Origin of the sequence: Nocardia sp. NPDC006982, assembly GCF_042869435.1 — a bacterium.
Lineage (GTDB): Bacteria > Actinomycetota > Actinomycetes > Mycobacteriales > Mycobacteriaceae > Nocardia.
Genome location: NZ_JBIAFV010000006.1, coordinates 380,744 through 399,487, shown reverse-complemented (window position 1 = coordinate 399,487; position 18,744 = coordinate 380,744). Strand labels below are relative to the sequence as shown.

General features: G+C 64.7%; 16 protein-coding genes. 7 read left to right on the top strand and 9 right to left on the bottom strand.

Going from position 1 to position 18,744, the window contains the following annotated elements:
• Positions 1-26: 26 nt before the first annotated feature.
• The 3 genes from ACFYOW_RS25955 to ACFYOW_RS25945 all read right to left on the bottom strand — a co-directional run bounded on the left by ACFYOW_RS25955 (position 27) and on the right by ACFYOW_RS25945 (position 3,588).
• Entirely contained in the window at positions 27-1,763 is a 1,737-nt protein-coding gene (locus tag ACFYOW_RS25955) for a GAF domain-containing protein (protein ID WP_387292035.1), read from the bottom strand.
• Between the two features lie 58 nt (positions 1,764-1,821).
• Complete coding sequence (locus tag ACFYOW_RS25950; protein WP_387292033.1) at positions 1,822-2,472, bottom strand: response regulator; 651 nt, start codon at positions 2,470-2,472, stop codon at positions 1,822-1,824.
• Positions 2,473-2,589: 117 nt separating this feature from the next.
• Positions 2,590-3,588, bottom strand: a complete 999-nt coding sequence (locus ACFYOW_RS25945; RefSeq protein WP_387292031.1) for an Acg family FMN-binding oxidoreductase — start codon at positions 3,586-3,588, stop codon at positions 2,590-2,592.
• A gap of 118 nt (positions 3,589-3,706) precedes the next feature.
• Between ACFYOW_RS25945 and ACFYOW_RS25940 the strand changes: the two genes are divergently transcribed.
• Positions 3,707-4,519 carry a sigma 54 modulation/S30EA ribosomal C-terminal domain-containing protein gene (locus ACFYOW_RS25940; protein WP_387292029.1) on the top strand — a complete coding sequence of 271 codons (813 nt, stop codon included), beginning with the start codon at positions 3,707-3,709 and terminating at the stop codon, positions 4,517-4,519.
• Between the two features lie 298 nt (positions 4,520-4,817).
• On the opposite strand, the gene ACFYOW_RS25935 is transcribed toward ACFYOW_RS25940, so the two are convergent.
• Positions 4,818-5,645 carry a DUF1460 domain-containing protein gene (locus ACFYOW_RS25935; RefSeq protein WP_387292027.1) on the bottom strand — a complete coding sequence of 276 codons (828 nt, stop codon included), beginning with the start codon at positions 5,643-5,645 and terminating at the stop codon, positions 4,818-4,820.
• Positions 5,646-6,345: 700 nt separating this feature from the next.
• Between ACFYOW_RS25935 and ACFYOW_RS25930 the strand changes: the two genes are divergently transcribed.
• Complete coding sequence (locus tag ACFYOW_RS25930) at positions 6,346-6,975, top strand: hypothetical protein (protein ID WP_387292025.1); 630 nt, start codon at positions 6,346-6,348, stop codon at positions 6,973-6,975.
• Positions 6,976-7,214: 239 nt separating this feature from the next.
• On the opposite strand, the gene ACFYOW_RS25925 is transcribed toward ACFYOW_RS25930, so the two are convergent.
• The 4 genes from ACFYOW_RS25925 to ACFYOW_RS25910 are packed head-to-tail and all read right to left on the bottom strand — an operon-like array spanning position 7,215 to position 11,329.
• Positions 7,215-8,306 carry an ABC transporter ATP-binding protein gene (locus tag ACFYOW_RS25925; RefSeq protein WP_387292023.1) on the bottom strand — a complete coding sequence of 364 codons (1,092 nt, stop codon included), beginning with the start codon at positions 8,304-8,306 and terminating at the stop codon, positions 7,215-7,217.
• Positions 8,307-8,322: 16 nt separating this feature from the next.
• The gene (locus ACFYOW_RS25920; RefSeq protein WP_387292021.1) at positions 8,323-9,177 is read right to left on the bottom strand and encodes a carbohydrate ABC transporter permease; all 855 of its coding nucleotides are present in this window, start codon (positions 9,175-9,177) and stop codon (positions 8,323-8,325) included.
• On the bottom strand, positions 9,174-10,019 hold the full coding sequence (locus ACFYOW_RS25915; protein WP_387292019.1) for a carbohydrate ABC transporter permease: 846 nt from the start codon (positions 10,017-10,019) through the stop codon (positions 9,174-9,176). Before ACFYOW_RS25915 ends, ACFYOW_RS25920 begins: the two co-directional genes overlap by 4 nt.
• A gap of 2 nt (positions 10,020-10,021) precedes the next feature.
• The gene (locus ACFYOW_RS25910) at positions 10,022-11,329 is read right to left on the bottom strand and encodes an ABC transporter substrate-binding protein (RefSeq protein WP_387292017.1); all 1,308 of its coding nucleotides are present in this window, start codon (positions 11,327-11,329) and stop codon (positions 10,022-10,024) included.
• Positions 11,330-11,618: 289 nt separating this feature from the next.
• On the opposite strand from ACFYOW_RS25910, the gene ACFYOW_RS25905 reads away from it, so the two are divergent.
• From ACFYOW_RS25905 to ACFYOW_RS25890, 4 genes are all read left to right on the top strand, one after another.
• On the top strand, positions 11,619-11,840 hold the full coding sequence (locus ACFYOW_RS25905) for a hypothetical protein (protein WP_063043105.1): 222 nt from the start codon (positions 11,619-11,621) through the stop codon (positions 11,838-11,840).
• Positions 11,840-13,126, top strand: a complete 1,287-nt coding sequence (locus ACFYOW_RS25900) for a hypothetical protein (RefSeq protein ID WP_387292015.1) — start codon at positions 11,840-11,842, stop codon at positions 13,124-13,126. The genes ACFYOW_RS25905 and ACFYOW_RS25900 overlap by 1 nt, the downstream gene beginning before the upstream one ends.
• Positions 13,127-13,310: 184 nt before the next feature.
• Entirely contained in the window at positions 13,311-14,189 is an 879-nt protein-coding gene (locus ACFYOW_RS25895; RefSeq protein ID WP_387292013.1) for an alpha/beta fold hydrolase, read from the top strand.
• 53 nt (positions 14,190-14,242) lie between these two features.
• Complete coding sequence (locus ACFYOW_RS25890) at positions 14,243-15,280, top strand: GlxA family transcriptional regulator (RefSeq protein ID WP_387292011.1); 1,038 nt, start codon at positions 14,243-14,245, stop codon at positions 15,278-15,280.
• Here ACFYOW_RS25890 and ACFYOW_RS25885 read toward each other — a convergent pair.
• A complete protein-coding gene (locus ACFYOW_RS25885; RefSeq protein WP_387292413.1) occupies positions 15,234-16,511 on the bottom strand; it encodes a lipase family protein in 1,278 nt (425 codons plus the stop codon). The genes ACFYOW_RS25890 and ACFYOW_RS25885 overlap by 47 nt on opposite strands.
• Positions 16,512-16,846: 335 nt before the next feature.
• Between ACFYOW_RS25885 and ACFYOW_RS25880 the strand changes: the two genes are divergently transcribed.
• Complete coding sequence (locus tag ACFYOW_RS25880) at positions 16,847-18,403, top strand: amino acid permease (RefSeq protein WP_387292009.1); 1,557 nt, start codon at positions 16,847-16,849, stop codon at positions 18,401-18,403.
• Positions 18,404-18,744 lie beyond the last annotated feature (341 nt).

Sequence of the window (18,744 nt, the reverse complement as noted above, 5' to 3'; positions counted from 1 at the left end):
GGACAGCCCCGCCTTGGCGACACGGTTCAGGGCAACGGTGCCGACCAGCGCAACGTCGTGCCCCCGTGCTCGCCCTTGATCACGCTGAAACTGCCGCCCGCCTGCTCGGCGCGTGTCGCCAGATTCGCCAATCCGCTCATCCGTGCGAGCTCGTCGGGCACGCCGACACCGTCATCGGTCACCTCGATGGTGACATCGTCGCGCACCCGGAGCTGGACCGATACCGTCGTCGCCGATGCATGCCGCACCGCATTGCTCACCGCCTCGCGCAGCACCGCTTCGACATCCTCCGACAGCGGCGGTGCCAGCACCGAGACCGGACCGGCGAGGCGAATCGTGGTGCGCAATCCGCTTTCGCCGATCATGTCGGCGATGATGCCGTGCAGCCGTTTACGTAGCGTCGGGGCATCCGCGGTGGTGCTCTCGTGCAGATCGAAGATCGAATGCCGGATTTCCTGCACGATCGACTGGACGTCCTGAATGGTCTCCGTGAGCCGAGATTTGACCTCGGGCACGCGGGCCCGCTGGGCAGTGCCCTGCAGCGAGAGACCGACCGCGAACAGGCGCTGGATGACATGGTCGTGCAGGTCACGCGCGATCCGGTCGCGGTCGGAGAGCACGTCGAGTTCGCGGTTGCGGCGCTGGCTCCGGGCAAGTTGCAGTGCCAGCGCGGCTTGGACGGAGAAGTCCGCCATCATGGCCTGTGCTGCCATATCGATCGGAGCGGCCGCTGGTGAACGCAGGATCGTCAGCACACCGATAACCGTCTGTTCGGCCCGCAGTGGCAGCACCAGCACCGGACCGAATTCGGTCGAGTTGCCGAACCGCAGGGTGTATTGGAGCCGATCGACCGAAAGGACCCGGTTCTCCCGAAATGCGATGCCCGAGTGCGATTCGTTTATCGGAATACTCTGTCCGGTCAGCTCTTGCGCATCGACACCGGCCGCGGCGACCACGACCAGATCGGTCACCTCGTCGGGCGGAATATCCGGATCTTCGGGCAGTGAAAGGAAGCTGCACGCCGATTGGGTCAGCTGCAGCGCCCGGTCGGTGATCAGCTCCAGCACCTCCTTCGGTTCGCCGCCGGCGAGTAGTTCGGTGGCCACATCGCGGTTGGCCTCCAGCCATTGCTGGCGGATCCGGGATTGTTCGTAGAGGCGGGCGTTGGCGATGGCGATACCCGCGGCGGCGGCCAGCGCCCGCACCACCACCTCGTCGTCGTCGGTGAATTCCTGCCCACCGGCCTTCTCGGTCAGGTACAGGTTGCCGAAGATTTCGTCGCGAACCTTCACCGGTACGCCGAGGAAGGTGTGCATCGGCGGGTGGTGGGTGGGGAAGCCGACCGACGAGGGATGCTTCGAAAGATCCGGCAGCCGAATGGGTTTCGGTTGTTCGAAGAGCAGGCCGAGGACACCGTGACCGCGCGGCAGATCGCCGATCATGACCCGGGTGCGGTCGTCGATGCCCTCGTAGACGAATTCGGCGAGCTCGTTGCTGGTCTCATCGGTTTCGCGCACGCCGAGCGCGCCGTATCCGGCGTCGACCAACTCGATGGCGGTGTGCACGATCGAGCGCAGCGTGTTGTCCAGGTCCAATCCGGCGGTGACGACCAGCATGGCCTCGATCAGGCGGTCCATCTGGTCGCGGACGCCGACCATTTGGGCGATGCGGTCCTGGACTTCGCCGAGCAGTTCACGAAGTCGCAGTTGAGACAAAGTTTCCGTCCCCGGTGCCGGACCGGAGACGGTCGACTCGTCCGCCATGATCTGTATTCTGCCCGGAGTCCTGACCCCATGTCACGCCGAGCGAAACCACAATCGCTCACTTCTGCTGCTTGGTGGGCGCGGTGAGTTTGGAGGCCAGCACCGCGGCCTGGGTGCGGCGTTCGACTCCGAGTTTGGTCAGCAGCCGGGACACATAGTTCTTCACGGTTTTCTCCGCAAGGAACATCCGGCTCGCGATCTGCCGATTCGTCAGCCCCTCACCCAGCAGGTTCAGCAGCGTCTGCTCCTGTTCGCTGAGACCAGCCAGCGGTCCCGTCTTGGCCTCGGCCTCCTCGCGCAGCTTCGCCATGAGGGCAGCGGCCGCGCGATTGTCGAGCAGCGACTTACCAGCGCCGACCTCGCGAATGGCCTCGACCAGCTCGATGGTGTCGATGTCCTTGACCACGTACCCGCTGGCCCCGGCCAGAATGGCATCGAGCATGGCCTGCTCGTCGGTGAACGAGGTGAGTATCAGACACCGCAGCTCAGGATGCTGATTCAGCAATTCACGACACAGTTCGATGCCATTGCCATCGGGCAGGCGTACGTCCAGAACCGCGACCTGCGGGCGCAGCGCGGGAATGCGCGCCAACGCCTGCGAAACCGTGCCCGCCTCACCGACGACCTCGAGATCGGGCTCGGAATCGATCAGATCCCGCACACCGCGACGCACGATCTGATGGTCATCGACCAGGAACACACTCGTCATCGCAACACCTCCGCTGGGTCCCTCCAGCGTAGTCCCGCCGATATGCGCATCTGGGCGGTCGATCACCAGGCGTAGGGATGTCGAGAAGGCCCCACCACCGGCGCATTCTCGAGTTACTTACTGCATGGTGAGGATGTCGGGGAGGGGGCGGCGGGGGGTTGGTGGGGGTTCGGGGGTGTTTTCGGGGGAGGTGCCGACGCGGATGAGGACCTGGGGGATGGTGGGGTGGGGGAGCATGGTTGCGATAGCTGTTCGGGCCGAAGGCAATTCGGTGATGTGGGTCATCGGGCAAGTTGCCAGGCCGGACGTGGTGCATTCCAGGAGGACTGCGGAGAGGGCTTCGCCGGTGTGCAGCCAGGTGGTGACGGATTCGCGGGGTGAGCTGAGTACCAGTAGGCACGCGTTGTCCTCGAGAGTGTCGCGGCGGGCCGAATGCGGTGCGGATGGGAAGGTGCGGCCTACGCCGACGCGGGCGAATTCGGCATCGGAGGCCAGGGATTCGCGCGGGACGCCTTCCGTGTCACCGGAATGTCCGGCCCACCATTGCAATTCGGTCTGGTATTCCATGTCGTAGCGGCGGACCGCGGTGGCGTGGTCGGAGGCCGCCGTCAGCTTCGCGCGGGCGCTGTCGTCGAGGAGATCGAGTTCGATGTCGTGAGGTGTCACCAGCATTCGACCGGCATGCAGGAGCGGCGACAAGTCGGCCGGCGCGTACAGCGGCAGCCGGTCCGTGCGTCGCTTATCGATGGCGCGGGCGCGGGCCAGCACGCCGACCGGCGGCTCGGGCCACGGCCGGAACTCGATCAAGGCCAGATAGTCGGGGCGGCCGGTATCTGGGAGCCGGGTGGTATCTGTGTGCCAGCCCCTGGCGGCGAATGCGGTGCGCACGTGGTGCAGCATCGCGCCACAGCTGATCACCAGTTGCCGACCCGACGGGTCCGCCGAGGTCAGCAGGCGGTCGTCGTCGCGGTACAGATGCAGCCGGGTCCCGTCGAAGACCCAGCGCCACGGTTGAGTGTTGTGCAACGACGGCGCGCGGCCGGCCGAACGCATGGCAGCCAGCACCGTCGAATCGTCCGGCACGGAACGTACAGGGGAGAGGCGGGTGTCGGTCATACTCCGGAGCCTCGTCCGGCGATGTGCCGGTTGATATGGGCCTTTTGCCTGTTCTCGAAGGTCGATGGTCACCCGTCGGGTCGGGCCGTGTACTGGGTGCCGAAGGTCAGGTGTGGCAGTGACTTTCGGCCCTGCCGTCGTGGACGTCGCGGATGCTGCCATCGAGTCCGGAGGGTCGGAGCTCGAACAATCCAACAGCGAGGTCGTCATGAGTGCGTCAGGGAAGTGGTCCACCGCGGACTTCCCCGACATCGTCGTGTTTCCGCGTGGACCGATCGCGGAGTTGGAACTCGAACGCGTGTCGGGCGCGGTCGGGCGATTGCTTACCCGAAATGGGATCGAAGGTGGTGCCCGGGTACGGGTCGTCGTCGCGAACTGCCCGAGTGGGCCGCAGTTGGTGCAGGTGAATCTGTGCGTGCGCGGTACACCGGCGCGCGTGCAGACGATTACTCCAGGGGCGGGCATGGTGCTGCCGGTCGTGCAGCGGCTGGAGCGGCTGATCGAGCGGTTGACGACAAAGCGACGGGTGGCGTCGGAGCCGGAGCCGATACGGCGACTACTCGCGGTATCCGGACATGGCACGATCACCCGCCGCAAGAATTGTTCGCTGCTGGTGGGCACACCGGAGGCGGCGGCCGCGGTGCTCGACGCGATGGACTACGACGCACATCTGTTCGTAGATGCCGAGACCGGCGCTGACGCGATCGTCTACCGTGGCGATTCCGCAGGTATCGAGTTGCTCCGTTCGTCGTGCGACCCATCAGCAGCCGATCCAAGGATTCCGGAGTTGTCCGAGACCGCGGCCGTCGACCGCCTGTGCACCATCGGCCTGCCATTCCTGTTCTTCATCGATCCCGTCAGCCGCCGTGGGAACCTGCTGTACCGCCGCTACGACGCCGACCTCGGGCTGATCACGTCCCGGACCAGTTGACCTGTGTTCGGTAGGACCGAACGTCCCCGGATCTAGGGCATCCCGGCTCTGTCGAGGACCGTGCCACCCCGAGCACAGTTGGGATGGAGCCGGCCACCGATGGTCGGGCAGAAGCGAGGCGGAACGAACGGCATACCGCGAGAGCGGATCATGGGGCGGGCGATTCGACTCGGCGGTGCCATGCGGGGCAACGCACGAGTCGTGTGTGGCGATCGACGACCGCGCCGTGATCCGACGGATTCGCGCCGTCGCCGCCGAAACCCGCTCGCCCACTGTCGCGTTGGCCGGCTCCGTTCGATTACAGCGCGCGGAGCACCACGATGCCGGGCGTCGTGCGCACGTAGTCGGCGAAGGGGGAGTCGACCACCTTGTTGTTGGCGGCGAGTGAGGACGCGTTGCGGAAGACCGGGCCGCTCGGTGTCATGACGAAGATGCCGACATGGGTCACATCGAGTCCCGGCTGGTCGGCGTACGCGCCGATGTAGTCACCGGTGCGGAGTCCACCGATGACGCTCTCGTCTACCGCGGCGCCGGGGATGTAGGTGATATCGCGATCGACCACCGGCAGCCCCGGAAGATATGTTCCGCCACCGGCTTTCGCGTTGAGGTGCTTGGTGACGGTCACCGCGGCCGGGCTCAACGTACCGGTGATATCGGTGGCCGCGATGCGCGCGGTATGCGACCAATCGCTGAAGAAGTGCTTGCGCTGCTGGAACTCGACGCGGCCGTCGGTATAGCGGGTCGCGATCAGATTCGCGACGAACTGGTCGCGATCGGTGGACCTGCTGAGCGCCTCGACATAGTCGAGGTAGGTGAAGCAATCCACCCGCCGCAGATCGATGACCAGCTGTTCGGGCTGGTCCGCCGAGCCGATGAGCATATCCGCGCCATACGGCGTTCCGAGCAGACGACCCGACAACCGCTCGATCAGCTCACCCTTGCTCGCACCCGGCGAGGCAGCCCGCAGTGCCAGCAGCTCATCGATCTTCCCGGCAGTCACGTCATCGCTGACCGGTGCGCCGAATGCGGCGGGAACGGTCGGCATGGCCATGCCGACGAGTGCCGAGATGATGAGCAGTACGCGGGCGATGCTGCGCAAAGGGTCTCCAGCAAGTCGATCGGTCATTGCTGCCACGGTAGTCCGAGTCCGGCGGTCCTCGGTCGCCGAACACGAAAACGGCCCGGCGGCTGCAAGATCCGCTGGGGATTCCGTCATGAGCCCTACATTCCGAGTCGAACAGTTTGGACACGGGATGATCACGATGTTGCCGTTTCGTTATCTCGAAGGGGCTTTGGTCGTCGGAAATCGCCTGGTTGAGCGCGATTCGACCGGACTTACAGATGCAAGTGCGCGGCGGTGTCCCGCAGGATGCCGGGCTCGGCGCGACGATTCCCGGCAAGTGTGGCAGGCTCAGTAATCGAGGCCGGGGTGCAGAGGTTTCGACTCGCACAACGGTCGGCGTGACCACGGGAGACCCCAGCTACGGCTGGGGTCTTCGTGTGTCTGTGGCGTGCTTGTCCCGCGCAACGGTGCTCATTAATGTCGATTTCGCACCGATGTGAGCTCAGTAACCAAATCCTGTTAAGCATCAGTTACCGACGTAAAAGTCTGTTACGGCCGACCTCCTGGGTTTGTGACGCCGGAACCTCCGTGTAACGATAGTTTCAATCGCGAACGAACAAATCATCCCGAAGTGTTCACCCACGGCAGATACGGTCCCCATCGTCGCACCGGATTTGTTCCCTTCGGTGTGTTCGCATGCGGGTCGAATTGCCGGTTGTGGCTGTCTCGCGCACGTCTGCGCGAAAAATTAGGAATGGTGCACGTGAGTGAGTTCTGGAGTCTGAGCACGTCGGCAGCTTTGGTCAGCGTCGGCATCTCACTGTATGGTGTCGTCGCATATCTGGTCGGAATTCTGGATGGTGGCACGCGACCGCGAATGGCGTCGTGGATAGCCTGGTGTACTGCCAATACCGTATTCGCGGTGGTCGCATATCTGGCGGGCGCATATCTCGCCGCTGGTATCAATGCCGCGTCGGCAAGTATGAATGCCGCCGTTATCGTCCTCGGTCTGCGGCGTGGGGTGAGTCTGCGGCCCTGCGACAATATCGATTGGGCGTGTCTGCTCTCCTCCGTCGCATGTGTGCTGGTCACGGTGGAGATTTCGGAGAAGACGTTCGGTGCGCTGATGGCCATCTGCGCCAATCTCATCGCCACCGTCCCGACGCTGCGGCATGCCTGGTCGAAGCCTCAGGAGGAAACCTGGCAAATGTTCGCCGCAAATGCCTTCGCCGGAGCTCTCGGTGTGCTGGGAGTGCTGCTGGCGAGTGGATACCAATTCGCTACTGTCGCGGGTCCACTGATTACCGCGATCGGAAATATCGCCTTGGTGTCGCTCACCGTCGGCCGTGGTCGAATTGTCGAAGAAGCCGCTGTGCCCGTGCGAGTTGGTTAGCCGAAATGCGATCGATAATCTCCAATATCGGCGACTGTTTCACCGATCCCGGTGAATTGACTCCGGGACAAGCGCGGCGTGCGATGGCCATCCACAATATTTGTTCACCGAGCTGCCGTATATTGCAGCGGGCGAAACTGACTCTCGATGGCTCATCGGTAGCAACGGAGGGTTTCAGCGAGGGGCAAAAATATTCGGCCGTCGAATTGATCGGATACGACGAACTCTCCACCGGATATCTACACTGAGTGCTCCAGCAATAATCCGGTTTCCGGGTCGTACCAGCGGCAGGCCTGCGGTGGCACATACAGGTTCAGCGCGTCGCCCTGGTCGGCCCGGAAGCCGGGCTGCGTCTGAATCTTGACGGTCTGTCCGCTGACATCGGTGGTCAACAGGGTGGACGAGCCGAGCGGCTCCAGCACCTGGAGTTGGGCGCGCACCGAATCGGTGCCCGCCTCGTCGCCGACGGCAATGGCCTCGGGCCGGATGCCGAGGTCGAGCTTCTTACCGTTGAACGATGCGAGCGCGGCGGGAACCGGCAGCGACTGCCCGCCGAGATCGATATGCGGTCCGGCCTCGCCTATGTCGACGATCCCGGTGAGGAAGTTCATCGGTGGGCTGCCGAGGAAGCCGCCGACGAATTCGGTCGCCGGACCGTCGTATACCGCTGTCGGCGAACCGCATTGAACGATCACCCCATCGCGCATGACCGCGACGCGATCGCCGAGCGACAGCGCCTCGACCTGGTCATGGGTGACATAGATCGTGGTGGTGCCGAGCTCGCCGACCAGCTTCTTCAACTCGGCGCGGAACGAAAGTCGCAGCAGCGCATCCAGATTGGACAGCGGTTCGTCCATGAGCAGCACATCGGCATCCATGACGATCGCGCGCGCCACCGCGACGCGCTGGCGTTGGCCGCCGGACAACTTCGCCGGATACCGATCCAGGTACGGAGTGAGCTGCAATAGATCCGCGGCCCACGCGACCTTGCGCCGGATCTCCTCGGCGGGCACACCGTGCACCCGCAGGCCGAAGCCGATATTGTCGGCAACCTTCTTATTGGGGAAGACGGCATAGGACTGGAACACCATCGACAGATTGCGCCGCCGCGGTTCGAGGTAGGTGACATCCTTGCCGCCGATCACGATCTGCCCCGCATCGGGCAGTTCCAGTCCGGCGATCATGCGCAGCAGCGTCGTCTTACCGCAGCCGGACGGCCCGAGCAGCACCATGAATTCACCGTCGGCGACCTCGAGCGAGACCTGGTCGGTGGCGCGCGTCGTACCGCCGGGATAGGTCTTCACCAGATCCCGCAGGATCACTTCGGCCATATGCCCTACACCTCTGTCATCTCAGCGTCGTCCCCCACATGTTCACCAGATAGCGCCGCATCACGAAGATGAAGACCAGCGCCGGAATGATCAGCGCGAACCCGCCCGCGAACCGGTACGGTGTCGACGCCTCACCGAGCGTGGTGAGCACCTGTGCGGGCAACGTGCGATGTCCGAGCGTCACGATGGTCGCGCCGAGGATCTCGTTCCACGACAGCACGAACGTGAAGATCGATGACGCGGCCAGACCGGGAAGTGCCAGCGGTACAACGACTGTGCGCGCCGCCTGCCAGCGCGTGCACCCGAAGACGCGCGCCGCCTCCTCGAGGTCGGCCGGTACCGCGACGAAAATGCTCGCCGTGATGAGCACGGTGGTGGGCAGCGCGAGTGTGGTGTGCACGAGCGTCACGGCGAAGACGGTGTCATAAACGTCCAGCCGCAGGAACATCGTGGCCAGCGGCACCGAGAGCACCACGATCGGCAGCGCCCGCACGAACAGGATGAATATCTGGTAGCTGTCCTTACCGCGGAAGGCATTGCGAGCCAACGCGTATCCGGCGGGCGCGCCGATGACCAGCGACCAGAACACCGTGTAGAGCCCGACGAGCACCGAGTTGCCCAGTGCCGGAACGGTTCCGGTCGCGTGGAAGAACGACTGCAGCGTCTCGGTGGAGAATTCGCTGGGCAGCAATGGCTTCGGGAACTCGTTCAGCGCCTCGCGCGAGGACACCGCGGCGAGTCCGATCAGCACGATCGGCAGTGCCATGAACAGCGTCACCGCAATACAGGCCACCTGCACTCCGATGGCCCGCCACCGACGTCGGCGCAGCGGTGCGCGATCGATCGGCGGCAGCGCCGTGGCCTCACTCATCGCGACCCCTCCGGCGCCCGGACCGTCCGCAGATAGAACACCGCGGTGCCGAGCGAGATGGCCAGCACCACAAGTGAAACCGCGCTAGCCACCGCCGGATTCTGCAGATTCGAGTACCACTCGTAGGTCTCGCCGACCAGCAGCGGAAAGTCGCGCCCGGTCAGTGCCTGTGCCACGGCGAAGGCCTGCAGCGCGAGGATGGTGCGCAGGATCAGCGCGACCTGCAGGCTCGGGCCGAGTTGCGGCAGCGTCACATGCCGGAGCCGCTGCCAGAAGTTCGCGCCGAACACCTGCGCGGCCTCGTCGTAATCCCGTGGAATCAGCTGCACACCCGCCACCACGATGACGAAGACCAGCGAGGTCGCCCGCCAGATCTCGGCGATCACCACCGCGAGCAGCATGGTGCCGGTGTGCTGATAGTTCAACCACTGCACACCGTCCTCGGACAAGCCGAGCCAGACCAGCAGTGAGTTCAGGTATCCGCGATTGCCGAAGATCGACAACCACACCAGTCCGGCGGCCAGTTCGGAGATCGCCAACGGCACGCACCACAGGTAGAAGTGGCCACTCGCGAACCGCGGCCGCGCCTGCATCAGCAGTGCCATACCGACCGCGAGCACCAGCTGGATCGGCACCACGATCACGATCAACAACAGCGTATTGCGCAGCGAGGTAAGGAAATACGAGTCGTCGATCAAGCGCCGCCAGTGCGCGAGCGTGAAGCCGTGATCGTCGCTGAACGCATCGACGATCGCCCGCACCAATGGCCAGCCGAACAGCGCGGCCAGCAGCACGATCGAGGGCAGCAGCAGAATCCACGGTGAACCGAGTCGCGCGCGCATTGCTACCCCACCCCGCAGATGTCGGCGACGGGATCGGGTGCCCAGCACGGCACCTTCAGCTCGTCGAGAATGCCTTGCAGCACCCGCGCCTGTTGATCGAGTGTGGCCCGAATATCGGCTCCGTCCAACACGATCGAGCGGAAGCTGTCCTTGAACACCTTGCTCACCTCACCCTCGCGCTGGCCGAGACCGACCGGTGGCAGCGACAGGATCGCGCCCTGCGCCTGCTGCTGTCGGTCCACGGCATCGGCCTCGAGCCTGACCGCCGGTGGCAGATCGTCCGGGACGGCGGTGTCGATCGACGGGAAGAAGCCATTGGAGCGCAGCAGTTCGATCTGGGTTTCCGGTTTGGTCAGCGCGCTGATCGTGCGCTGGGCGAGTTCGGCATCGGTGCTGCCCTTGGGAATTGCGAGCCCGGCGACCACCGCCATATAGCCCAGTCCGTGCTTGCCGCGCGGCGCGGGCAGCATGCGCCAGTCCTGCGGGTCGTGCTCGGGCGCGTGCACCAGGCGGACGACGTGATCCCAGGCCATGCGCACCTCGCCGCCGGCCAAAGGCTCCTGCATGAAGTCGTAATTCGTACTCGACTGTGCGCAGTTGGCCCACAGTTCGCGGAAGTACTGCCAGGCCGTCACGGCCTCGGCCGAGCGGAAGGTGGTGATCTGACCGCCCGTGAACGATGGCAGCAGATAGCCCTGGGTGAATCGATGCAGCAGGCCTTTCGGGCCTGCGGGCAGCCCGAGCATCGGTCGGTTGCCGTTGGCGCGGCGCGCGGCGATCGCCCAGTCGAGGAATTGGTCGTAGGTCAGTGCCGTGGCGTCCACGCCGGATGGCAGGTGCTGCAGCGCATCGGCGTGTGCGGCGAGCACGTAACTCGCTGTGGCCCAGGGGATATACCACGTCCGGTCGGTACCGGCCCGCGCCAGTCGCAGATAGGCGGCGGGCCAGCCGCGGTTGCCGAGGTCGGCGAGCAGGCCGGTGAGATCCTCGAGATAGCCGTCGGCCAGCGGTGCGATATCGCCGTGCAGCCCGCCGAGCAGACCGACCTGCGTCGAACCCGCCCCGACCTGGCTGCGCACCTGGCTCGCGAACGGACTCTCCTCGATGGTCACATAGCTGACTCCGGGTGCCGTCTTGCCGAGCAGGCTCCGGAATCGCTCGGCCTCGTCGGCGGGGCGGAATTGCGTGGAGAGAAAGAGCATGCCGCCACTTCCCGTGGTGGCGAATCCAGTGCACGCGGCGGTGAGCGCGAGGGCACCGATGCCCGCCGCGCCGAGGAACGAGCGGCGGGTCAGGCCGGATGTCGCCATGTGCGGCTCCCGAGGCAGGAATGGACCCGGGTGCGCCGACACCAATCCATCATGCCCAGATACAAACAGATGTGCGCGCACAGCCGAACACGCAACTTCCCATGAATGAGAATAAAACCCGAGTTGTCTTGCGGCACAAATAAAAAGGAAGTCAACCCTTTCAAAAAAGTTATGAAGATCTTTGGATAACGAATTCTTTACGCACTGCCCCGCCGGGGCGCCGAGACACCTATGCTCGGGGCTTTCACGAGTGATCGACGTTGCGACATATGAAGAAACGGGTAGCCGTATGACCGCCAGGACCGACCTAGAACACGAACTACGCGGGCCGCTGGCGGCAACCGGGCTGATCACCGAACAGGAAGCCGCCGAACTGCTGGAGATGTTCCGCGCGGCCAAACAACTCGAGACGGCGGCGCTCATCGAGGCCATCGACGAGATGGTCGGCGCACTGCCCCGGCCGTTCCGGGCGGTGACGAAGAAGATCATGTTCGGGAGCCGGCTCGGCTGATGAGTGATCTGGTAACCGGCGCCCAGATCGTCCTGCTGTCACGGACTTTGCACGCTCCCGTGGAGCGACTGGCGCATCTGGAGCGGTTGGGCAGTGAAAATCTGCACGAACTCCAGGATCGGCTGGCGGGCCTGATCTTCGACCAGCACAACGAGACGTTCGAGCGGATCAGCAAACTGGTGCCGATCATTCCGCTGCGCATCTCGATGCCGCTGGTGCAGCGCCTGGTGCCGCCGATGATGACGGGCCGGGCCGCGGGTGCGGTCGGTGTCGATCACCCGAAGAAGGCGGCCGAGACGGTCGCCATGCTCGCGCCCGCGTATGTGGCCGACTGTGCGCCGTATATGGATCCGCGCACGGTCGGCCAACTCGCCGAGGTGGCGCCGCCGGAACCCATCGTGCGCATCCTCAATGAAATGTTGGCCCGCAAGGACTACATCACCGCCGGGCCGTTCCTCGACGCCTTCGCAACACCGACACTTGTCGCGGCCTTCGAACAGGGCGTGCTCGATGACGAGGGCCTGATCTTCTCCGCCGCCTATGCCTATTCCGTCGCGGGCGTCAGCGCCATCTTTCGTCAACTGCTGTCCGGGCCGCGGCAGCGGATCCCGCGCATGCTGCATACCGTGCTCATCGGGTCTACGGGGCTGCAGTTGGCCGCGCTGTCGACGTTCGCGCGCTGTGAGGCCGAGCTGACCGCGTCGATCGGCGATGTCCTGTTCAGCATCGGCTCCACCGAAATGATCGGCAATCTCATCGCCGGTTATCTCCGGGCCGGTGCGGCGCCGGAGCTGTTGACCTTCATCGGAAGGCTGAGCAAGTGGGCACTGGGGGCCCTGGCCGCGAATCCGATCATCGCGAACGATGCGGCGTTGGCCGGACTCGTCGGCAGCCTGGAGGGCCGCATCGAATCCGACCTGTGGCGTGGACTTTTCAGCCTGCTGGCACACGCCGACGCCGGGATTCAGCGCCGGATAATAGCCCTGCTCGCGCAGATGAACGATGCGATGGTGTCCGCATTGCCCGGCATCGCCACCGATGCCCACGACTGGCCGCTGCTGTTGGACCTGATCGCCGGCGCCGACGCCCCGGTCCGCGGCCGCTTCGAAACGATGTGGTCCAACCTGCCACCAGAGCGCCGCATCGATTTGGAGCACCGCATCAGGGAACTCGGCCTGAACATCCGCCTGGCACCCGTGACCACCACCACGCTATCGGTGGACGAGGTGTTCTACCGTCGCCGCCAGATGCGCCGCCGCTACGACGCAGTGCAGAGTTGGGACTGATTGCTCTAGCTGCAAGGTAGCTCGCGCGGAGGCGGCTGAGAGCCGGTTGGGTCAGGGACTGACGAAACCTGCTGTCTATCTGACCGATCCGGTCGGGGCTACCGACAACCGCGCAATCCCGGCGTTCAATTCGAGCACATCGCGCGCCACGCGACGTTTCGAAAACGCTTGGAAGGTAAGACAAATGACCGAGTTCGCGACATTCGAGGAGGGGCGGATCGCCTGTGATGTCGTCGGGGACGGACCGCTGGTCGTGCTTTCGCACGGTATCGGAACTTCCCGGCACGACTATCGCCTTCTCGTACCGCGACTGACCGCCGCGGGCTACCGGGTGGTGAATGCCGACCTGCGCGGGCACGGCGAATCCAGCCCCGGCTGGCCGTCGGTGACCGGGAAGGCGGCCATCAGCCGAACCGATGTCGCAGGCGATCTGCTCAGTGTGATCAGGCATTTCGGCGGCCCAGCGGTGATCGTCGGCCACTCCCTGTCCGGCGGTGCGGCGACCATTGCCGCGGCCGAGGCGCCCGAACTGGTCAGCGCCATAGTCGAGATCAACCCGTTCACCAGGAGGCAACGACTGGATTTCGGTGCTCTGTGGACGGTGCCGCGGTACCGGCGCGGGGTGGTGCGGTTGATGGGCACGCTGTTGCTGGGGTCGCCGCGGTTGTGGCGCAGGTACCTCGATATCGCGTATCCGACCAAGCCCGAGGACTTTCCGCGCTACCTCGACGGCGTGTTCACGGCTTTGCGTGAACCCGGCCGGTGGCGCGAGTTCCGGAAGACCGGCAAGACCACTCCGGCCGACGCCGAGGTGGCGTTGTCGCAGGTGCACCGGCCGGCACTGGTGATCATGGGCGCCGAGGATCCCGATTTCCCGGACCCGAAGGCCGAAGCCATGGCGATCGTCGCGGCCATGCCGATGGGCATCGGCAAGGTGGCCGTCATCGAGAACGGCGGGCACTATCCGCATGCGCAGTTCGCCGACCGTGTCGCCGAATTGATCATTCCCTTCCTCGGACGGCATGCCGCCGGTGTGGTCGCACCGGTCCGGCACGCGAGGTGATCGGACTGCACATTGCCGTGACAGTCCTGGGGGAGTGCGGTGATGATAGGAACGTGTCGACGCCTCGCACGGTTGTCCTCGTGGTCTACGACGGCATCCAGCTGATCGAATTGGCCGGTCCCATGGATATTTTCGGTGCGGCGAACGCCATCGTCGGCGCACCGGCCTACCGGTTGGTGACGGCATCGCCGCGCGCGGGCACCGTCGCGGTGGACGGCGGTCTGACGATGAATGTCGAACATTCCCTGCCGGAGATCGCCGCCGGCGACGACGAGATCGACACCATGATCGTGATCGGGGGCAACGGCGCCTTCGTCTCATCGGTATCCGCCGAGGTGGTGCGCGAGCTCCCGGCCATTGCCCGGCGATCGCGGCGGGTGGCGTCGGTATGCGCCGGTTCGTTACTCCTCGCCGGAGCCGGATTGCTCGATGGTTATCGAGCGACAACGCATTGGGGAGCGTGTGCGGTGATGGCCGAGCGCTTTCCGCGGGTGCTGGTCGAACCGGACCGGATCTATGTCAACGACGGCAACCGGTGGACCTCGGCGGGGATCACCGCGAGTATCGATCTAGCGCTCGCCTTGGTCGAGGCCGATCACGGCACCGAGGTGGCCCAGTTGATCGCCCGCTGGTTCGTCGTCTTCACCCGAAGGCCGGGTGGCCAAGCGCAATTCAGCGCCCAATTACGTGCCCAACCCGCGCGCACCCCGGCGATCCGGGCCGTGCAGCAATGGCTGCCCGACCATTTGGACGAAGACTTGAGCGTGGCCGCATTGGCAGCGCGGGCGGGGTTGAGCGAGCGCGCCTTCGCCCGCGCTTTCCGTACCGAAACCGGTAGTACACCAGCGGCTTTCGTCGAGAATCTACGTGTCGAGGCGGCCCGGCGACTGCTCGAGACGACAGATCTGACGGTGATCGCGATCGCCAAGGCGGTCGGTTACAAGCACGGTGAGACGCTGCACCGGGTCTTCTCCCGGCAGCTGGCCACCACGCCCGATCGTTACCGGCAACATTTTGCGATCACCGGTTCGGACACAGACGATTTCAGCTCCCGGGGAAGCCGGGGGGCAGCGGCTGAAAGTCGGCCTTGAACTTCGGCCCCGGCGGCAGACCGCGCAACACCGCGCTGGTCCAGGCCACCGCGGGCGGCCAGCCGGTGACGGCATTGACGATGTGCTCGGGCACGGGAACGGTGTAGAAGCGCAGATCCGCGCCACGTTCCCAATAGCTTTGGACGGTAGGCAGCACCGCCGACGGCGGAATCAGTTCATCCCACAGTCCGTGCCACCACAGGATCGGCGTATCCGGAAGGTATTTGCCCAAGCTGTTGTCCTGCAGGACCCGAAGGATCTCCGGGGACGACTCCAACGACTTGCCGGGCTGATAGTAGGCGCTGATGGGCCGATAGACGCCGGTGAGCGCAATGGTCGCGTAGCAACGACTTCGGACGTCCCCGATGATCTGCTGGCCCTCAGCGGTCAGTAGATCGGCCGGATCGAAGACGTCCGGATATTCCCGGGCCAGACTCGCGAAGCCGAGCCACATGGTGAAGTTGCTGGTGCCGGTGAGCCCCGGTTCCGCGTGGGTCGCATACCTGGCCTCCGCCACCAGGTCACCCGGCGTCCCGCCGATGGTGGTGCCGAGCAGCCGCACATCGGGTGCGTAGCTCGCGCGCAGCTCGGCCGCGCGAATGGAACCCGAACCGCCGCCGGAATATCCGTACAGCGCGATGCCGGAATCGGTGAGGCCGAGGGTGGGATCGTTCTTCATCGCGCGCAGGCTGTCGAGGACCATCTTGCCCTCGGCATAGGTGTTGAAGGTATTGAACTTTCCGTCGAAGTCGGCCACGTTGAGCGCGAAACCCTGTGCCAGCCAATAGATCACCAGCGCCGACTCCTTCATGGTGCCGGTCTGCAGGGTGTGCGATGGATTGCACGCTGCATCGGTGGAGTCGATCGCCTCCTGGAAGGACAGCACCGGCCGCGCACTGCCCTGCCACGGAATCCCCGGCACCACAACGGTTGTCGCGGTGACGATCGGATTGTCGTGCACGTCGTTCGAGCGGAACAGCAGCTGCTTGGTATAAACCGGGAAGGGAATGCCGAGCACCCGCGTCTGCACTTCGCGGCTGCGCACGATCTGCCCCGGCTGATACGAGGCCAGATCCGCCGGATCGTCGTACCACGGGTCCTGATCCGGCGACGGGATCGGCAGCAGATCGTAGATTTGCGGCTCGGTCGGCAACTGCGGCAGCTGGTTCTGATCCGGCGGGAAGTTCGGCGGGAAGGCCGGATCGGCGATCGCCACCCCGGTACCGCCCATTGCCAGACCTGCCGCCACCGCCAGCACCGCGAGCCGCCGCCGAGATCGCTTCACCACATCCTCCGAATCTTCATTGATCCGCTAGCCGATCATGGGCTCGGCCTGCTGGATTCAGCTCACCGCAATTGACGGCGCAGGGCTATCGGCATGATGGAGAGCCTGGACATCGGGCTTTGTGCATCTGCACGAACCCGCTCGGTGGGGAGTCCCAGATCGGATACTGCCCACGGGGCCGCCAGGGTACCCGTTGAACCTTCAAATAAACTCGTTGAATGTACCGCTAAATAACGGTACATTCTTCCGCGACATGACTTCCCTTACTGGAAGGCCTGGTCGTGATCGCAGTTCGGGGACCAGTTGAGTTATCGGCGCTCGCAGATGCGCTGCATGCCGAGGACGTCGGTTATCGCAGATCGCTGCGCGCGCGCCAAGTGCAGATGATCGCGATCGGCGGGGTGATCGGCACCGGGCTATTTCTCGGTGCCGGTGGGCGCCTCGCCAGCGCCGGACCGGGATTGTTCCTGGTGTATGCGGTGTGCGGCGTATTCGTCTTCTTCATCCTGCGCGCACTCGGCGAACTGGTGCTGCATCGTCCCTCCGCCGGATCCTTCGTCTCCTATGCGCGCGAATTCTACGGGGAGAAGCTGGCTTTCGCGGTCGGATGGACCTACTTCTTCCACTGGTGCATGACCGGGATCGTCGATATCACCGCCATCGCCACCTACGTGCACTACTGGGGTGCGTTCGACGTCGTCCCGCACTGGGTGATCGCGCTCATCGCCCTGACCGCGGTGGTGAGTACCAATCTGATCTCGGTGCGCTGGTTCGGCGAACTGGAGTTCTGGGTCGCACTGATCAAAGTCGTCGCCCTGGTGGGCTTTCTGATCGTCGGCACGGTTTTTCTGGCCGGTCGCTTCACGATTCAGGGTGCGCAGACCGGTATCGGGGTGATGAGTCAGCACGGCGGGTTGTTCCCGACCGGTCTGCTGCCGCTGGTGACCGTGACGACCGGTGTCGTATTCGCCTACGCCGCAGTCGAACTGGTCGGCATCGCGGCCGGTGAGGCGGAGCGTCCGGAGACGATCATGCCGCGATCGATCAACTCCGTGATCGCCCGCATCGGACTGTTCTACGTCGGTTCGCTGGTGCTGCTCGGACTGCTGTTGCCCTATACGGTTTTCCGGGCGGGCGAAAGCCCGTTCGTCACGTTCTTCGCGAAAATCGGTGTGCCGGCGGCCGGTTCGATCATGAACCTGGTCGTGCTCACCGCCGCGTTCTCCAGCCTCAATGCCGGGTTGTACTCGACCGGCCGGATTCTGCGTTCGATGTCGATGAACGGCAGCGCACCCGGTGTGGCGGCGCGTATGTCGCGGACGGGTGTACCCTACGTCGGCATTCTCGCCACCGGCGCGATCGCCCTGGTCGGCGTCGGACTCGATGCGGTGGTGCCGGACAAGGCATTCGAGATCGTGTTGAACGTGTCCGCACTCGGCACCATTGTGTCGTGGACCGCGGTTGTGCTCTGTCACCTCCGGCTCTGGCGCGAATGGCGCCGCGGTTTGGCCTGGCGCCCGGCATCCCGCCTACCCGGCGCCCCCTACACCGATGTGGCGACCCTGCTCTTCCTGGCTACCGTTGTCGTCCTGATGGTCTGCACCGGCGATATGGTCCAGCGCATTGCCGTACTCGCCATGCTCGTCGTCCTGGGGCCGGCCTTGGTCGGCGGCTGGTTCCTCGCGCGCCGAAAAGTGTTGCGAATAGCTCGCATCCGCCAACATCACACCGGCCAATTCGAGGTAGTTGCCGAGCGTCCGCCTCTCGGGCCCTCGGCCGAACCGGAAGTGATCATCGAGGCCCCGAACTCTCGCTACGCCAACCCGGATCCGCTCTGAGGACCTTGTATACATCGGGAGTTTCAATGATTTTCGCGATGGCGCGTACTCTCGGTCGCAGCGATGAGCGGGCAATCGTCGCGCTTCCTCGATCGGGCTAGCGGTGCACATGGGGACAGACCGATAGGTTTGCTCACTAGTTCTGGAAAATGCTGGGCTACAGCCACTTTCGTGGGCGCTCGGCGTTCGATCGAGCCTGACCATAGGCGATGTTACGGCGGCATCCGCGCCCGATAATGCGTCGGGCAGCGCGAATGTTCCGCGACCGCGCAGGGCGAACGAACGGTGAACAGCTGCCGTCGATGTGGAGACGAAAAGCCAACGGGCTCCGATGTTTTCGC

What these genes read in the sequence shown, in the direction of transcription:
- ACFYOW_RS25955 (WP_387292035.1), bottom strand. Translation starts at nt 1,763, where the DNA reads ATGGCGGACGAGTCGACCGTCTCCGGTCCGGCACCGGGGACGGAAACT.
- ACFYOW_RS25950 (WP_387292033.1), bottom strand. Translation starts at nt 2,472, where the DNA reads ATGACGAGTGTGTTCCTGGTCGATGACCATCAGATCGTGCGTCGCGGT.
- ACFYOW_RS25945 (WP_387292031.1), bottom strand. Translation starts at nt 3,588, where the DNA reads ATGACCGACACCCGCCTCTCCCCTGTACGTTCCGTGCCGGACGATTCG.
- ACFYOW_RS25935 (WP_387292027.1), bottom strand. Translation starts at nt 5,645, where the DNA reads ATGACCGATCGACTTGCTGGAGACCCTTTGCGCAGCATCGCCCGCGTA.
- ACFYOW_RS25925 (WP_387292023.1), bottom strand. Translation starts at nt 8,306, where the DNA reads ATGGCCGAAGTGATCCTGCGGGATCTGGTGAAGACCTATCCCGGCGGT.
- ACFYOW_RS25920 (WP_387292021.1), bottom strand. Translation starts at nt 9,177, where the DNA reads ATGAGTGAGGCCACGGCGCTGCCGCCGATCGATCGCGCACCGCTGCGC.
- ACFYOW_RS25915 (WP_387292019.1), bottom strand. Translation starts at nt 10,019, where the DNA reads ATGCGCGCGCGACTCGGTTCACCGTGGATTCTGCTGCTGCCCTCGATC.
- ACFYOW_RS25910 (WP_387292017.1), bottom strand. Translation starts at nt 11,329, where the DNA reads ATGGCGACATCCGGCCTGACCCGCCGCTCGTTCCTCGGCGCGGCGGGC.
- ACFYOW_RS25905 (WP_063043105.1), top strand. Translation starts at nt 11,619, where the DNA reads ATGACCGCCAGGACCGACCTAGAACACGAACTACGCGGGCCGCTGGCG.
- ACFYOW_RS25900 (WP_387292015.1), top strand. Translation starts at nt 11,840, where the DNA reads ATGAGTGATCTGGTAACCGGCGCCCAGATCGTCCTGCTGTCACGGACT.
- ACFYOW_RS25895 (WP_387292013.1), top strand. Translation starts at nt 13,311, where the DNA reads ATGACCGAGTTCGCGACATTCGAGGAGGGGCGGATCGCCTGTGATGTC.
- ACFYOW_RS25885 (WP_387292413.1), bottom strand. Translation starts at nt 16,511, where the DNA reads ATGGGCGGTACCGGGGTGGCGATCGCCGATCCGGCCTTCCCGCCGAAC.